At 65.8% G+C, this 3,562-nt stretch carries 3 protein-coding genes and 1 tRNA gene; 1 reads left to right on the forward strand and 3 read right to left on the reverse strand.

All coding sequences use genetic code 11. The features are described from left to right. On the reverse strand, positions 1-983 hold a 983-nt coding region (locus JHC57_RS21620; protein ID WP_294032644.1), incomplete at its 3' end, for a lytic transglycosylase domain-containing protein. A 213-nt stretch (positions 984-1,196) separates the two neighbouring features. Between JHC57_RS21620 and JHC57_RS21625 the strand changes: the two genes are divergently transcribed. Continuing rightward, positions 1,197-1,286 (forward strand) — tRNA-Ser (locus tag JHC57_RS21625). Here JHC57_RS21625 and JHC57_RS21630 read toward each other — a convergent pair. Together JHC57_RS21630 and JHC57_RS21635 are read right to left on the reverse strand one after the other, a co-directional pair. Beyond that, on the reverse strand, positions 1,287-2,369 hold the full coding sequence (locus tag JHC57_RS21630) for a flavin reductase (protein ID WP_294032642.1): 1,083 nt from the start codon (positions 2,367-2,369) through the stop codon (positions 1,287-1,289). A gap of 115 nt (positions 2,370-2,484) precedes the next feature. Then, positions 2,485-3,465 carry a nitronate monooxygenase family protein gene (locus JHC57_RS21635; protein ID WP_294032643.1) on the reverse strand — a complete coding sequence of 327 codons (981 nt, stop codon included), beginning with the start codon at positions 3,463-3,465 and terminating at the stop codon, positions 2,485-2,487. Between the last annotated feature and the right edge of the window lie 97 nt (positions 3,466-3,562).

Below are 3,562 nucleotides of genomic sequence, written 5' to 3' on the forward strand. Positions count from 1 at the left end.
TCATCCGCCAGCAACCCCACAGACAGTGCGTAAAAATTGGAACAATTATAGTCCAGTATCGCACGATAGTTACCGGTCAGCAAATAAGCGGTCCGGCCGGGGCCATCGGGTTCGAGCAAGGTCGCCTGCACATTGCCGTCGGGCCAGCGCCCGCTGACCGGCTGAATGCCGGCTGCGCGCCATTCGGACATCGAGCGCCAGCGGCTATGCCGGTCGAAGACGCGCGGGCAGCGTGTCGGACTGAGCTTGTTCGCGACCGCGCCGCGATTGAAGCTGGCGGGAACGGTCACGGCGACGCCCCACGGCTGCCCCGCACGCCAGCCGGCGCGGCGAAGGTACGAGCCGATGGACTCGATCGCGTCGGCTTCGCTCGACCAGATGCGGGCGACGCCGTCGCCGTCGCCGTCCTCGGCGACCTGAAGATAGACCGACGGCAGGAACTGGGGATAGCCGAAGGCACCCGCCCAGCTGCCCTTGAGCGCGCTGCGCGGCACGCCGCGTTCGACCATCACCATCGTCGCGATCAGTTCTGGTTCGAACAGACTGCGGCGACGCCCCTCATAGGCGAGCGTCGCGAGCGCTTCGGGCAGGTCGAAATTGCCGGTCACCTGGCCATAGGCGGTCTCGTGGCCATAGATGGCGATCATGATGCTCGTCGGGACGCCGGTGCGCTGTTCGATACGCGACAGGAGCGGGAGCAGCCGGTCGTGGACGCGGCGACCGCCACCGATGCGGGCGGCGTCGACATGCTTCGCCTTATAGGGCGCGAAGGCCGGGATCGGCGTGTTCGGGCTCGGCGGGCTGCCGAGGTTGTCGCGGTCGAGCGCGACGACGCGGGCGTTGAAGCGAAGCCCGGCTGTGACCCGGTCAAAGGTCGAACGCGACACGCCACGCGCCTGCGCCTTCGGCCACAGGGACTGGACATAGGTATCGAAGCCGGCGTCGCCGCTTTGCGCGTGGAGCGGTGCCGAGGCGGTGAGCATCCAGGCCGAGAGGAAGGCGGCGGCGATTCCGGAAAGGCGGCCGATTCTGAAACGAATAGCGTGCATCATGTCCCCACCCATAAGCGACGTGTCGCATAGATGCGAGCGGCTTGGCTAGGCGGCGGCGGGACGAGGCGAGTCATTCGCGCGATGGGCCGAGCGGGCAAGGTTTCGCTTGCCGCCGGGCGCCCGCGCGCTATGGCGGCGGCACAAGGACAGGTGGCCGAGTGGTTTAAGGCAGCGGTCTTGAAAACCGCCGTGGGTGCAAGCTCACCGTGGGTTCGAATCCCACCCTGTCCGCCATCAGGCGAAATGCAGCCGCCGATATTTTCCGCGGAAATAGAGCAAGGGGTCGCGGTGCGGCTCGAACTGCGCGCGCACTACGCGACCGACGAGGATGAAGTGATCGCCGGCTTCGTGCAGCGATTCATGCTGGCATTCGAACGATACGAGCGAGCCACCGAGCAGCGGCACGCCTGTCTGACCGGGCGCCCACGGCTGGTTGGCGAAGCGATCCTCGCCCTTGGCCGCGAAGCGGTTCGACGTCGGTTGCTGGCCGATCTGGAGGACGTTGACGCCGAAATGCGCGGCTTCACGCAGCGCCGGTGCCGTTCCCGCGGTGTTGGCGATACATACGAGCAGCAGCGGCGGTTCGAGCGAAACCGACGTGAAGCTGTTCGCGGTCAGACCAACGGGCGTTCCCCCGGCGTCTACCGCGGTGACGATCGTGATGCCGGTCGCGAAGCAGCCCATCGCATCGCGCAGCGTGCGCGGATCGGACCCTGCCTTGAACTCCATCGCCTCGCGTGGCTGGCGGCGTTCTAGGAACTCGAGCAGCTGGCCGAGCAATGCCTCCTTGCGGTCGGAGGCGAGTTCGAGATCGCATTCGTTGATGTCGACGCTCTCGCCGAGCGGCAGCGCGGCGTTGAAGGCATCGCTGACCGCGCTGCATTGCGCGGGCGAAAAACCGCCGCGCACGACGAGGGATGGCAGCGCCAGCCGCGCCGCAACACCGTCCGCGATGGCGCCCTCATCGACGGGCATATCGACGAGCACGAGGCCGGCGGCAAGATGCGCGCCATCGAGCCCCAGCGCGCGCGTCGCGATCCAGCTGCCGCGTCCCGCCGCAACGACGACGGGGCGCGATCCCATCTGGGCGAGGACGGCGCGCAGGTCCTCGATATGCGGCGCGAGTTCCTCTTCGTCACGAAGGTCGAGGTTCACGACACGGCGGCCCGACAGCACCAGCGCGTCGGCGACCTCGCGCCACGCAGCGCGGCCCTGCCCGATTTCGGGGACCAGCAGCACGGCGGGGTCATTCTCGTCGCCCAGCATGTCGGCTGCCAGCACGGCGCCGCCGAAACCCTTATATTCGATGAGGCTCAAACATCCCCCTTGCCGTGCCGGCGGGCGTGGACGCCGGCGGCATTCGATATGACCAGACTGCGATGAATCGGATCATATCGAAAGCTGGCGCATCGCGCCAGCTTGGCGGGCCGCATCACGCGCGCATCGATGCCAGTCGCTGGTCAACAATCGCGTCGGCTTCGCCAATGATCCGGTCGATCAATTCCCTGCAGGTCGGGATATCGTGGATCAGCCCCTGCACCATCCCGGCCCAGAATACGCCCTTCGAAAGATCGCCGGTCTCGAGCAATTCGCGGCCCGCCCTGCCGTTCACCAGGTCGGCGACGTCGGCGAAGGTCGCGTCGGGGATCGCGAGGCGGCGCACAACCTCTTCGCTCACTTCGCTCTTGCCGACGCGCGCGGTGTTCTTGAGGCTGCGGAAGATCAGGAAGCTGCCGCGCTCGTCATTGTCGATATAGGCCTGCTTCACATTGTCGTGAATCGGAGCCTCGACGGTAGCGCAGAAGCGTGTGCCCATGTTGATCCCCTCTGCGCCCAGCGACAGTGCCGCGACAAGGCCGCGCCCGTCGCCGAAGCCCCCGGACGCGAGCATCGGAATTTTCACCTTGTCCGCGGCCGCCGGGATCAGGATCAAACCCGGAATATCATCCTCCCCCGGATGGCCTGCACATTCGAAGCCATCGATCGAGATGATGTCGCAGCCCGCGCGTTCGGCCGACAGCGCATGGCGTACCGCGGTACATTTGTGGAGGATCGTGACGCCGTGAGGCTTCAGCATTTCCCAGATCTCGCGCACCGCCTGCGTGCCTGCGGTCTCGACGATCTTCACGCCGCCGTCGATGATCGCCTGCGCATAGGCTTTATAGTCCGGGGCGTTGATTGTCGGAAAAACGGTCATGTTCACGCCGAACGGCTTGTCGGTCATCGCGCGGCAGCGTTCGATCTCGGCGCTGAGCGCGGCGGGTGTCGGCTGAGTCAGCGCGGTAAGGATGCCAAGCCCGCCGGCGTTCGACACCGCGCTGGCGAGTTCGGCATAGCCGACGCTCTGCATTCCGCCCTGAACGATCGGATGCTCGATACCCAGCATTTCGGTGATGCGTGTCCTGAAAGCCATATCGATCCCTCCACTATCGTCCTGCCCTTACGGCATCGTCGGTCCGATCCATGAAATAACTTGACGCTTACGTCAACGTCGGGTTGACTAGGAAAAT

It is taken from the genome of Sphingopyxis sp. (genome assembly GCF_016463645.1).
In the GTDB taxonomy this organism is placed as follows: Bacteria; Pseudomonadota; Alphaproteobacteria; order Sphingomonadales; family Sphingomonadaceae; genus Sphingopyxis.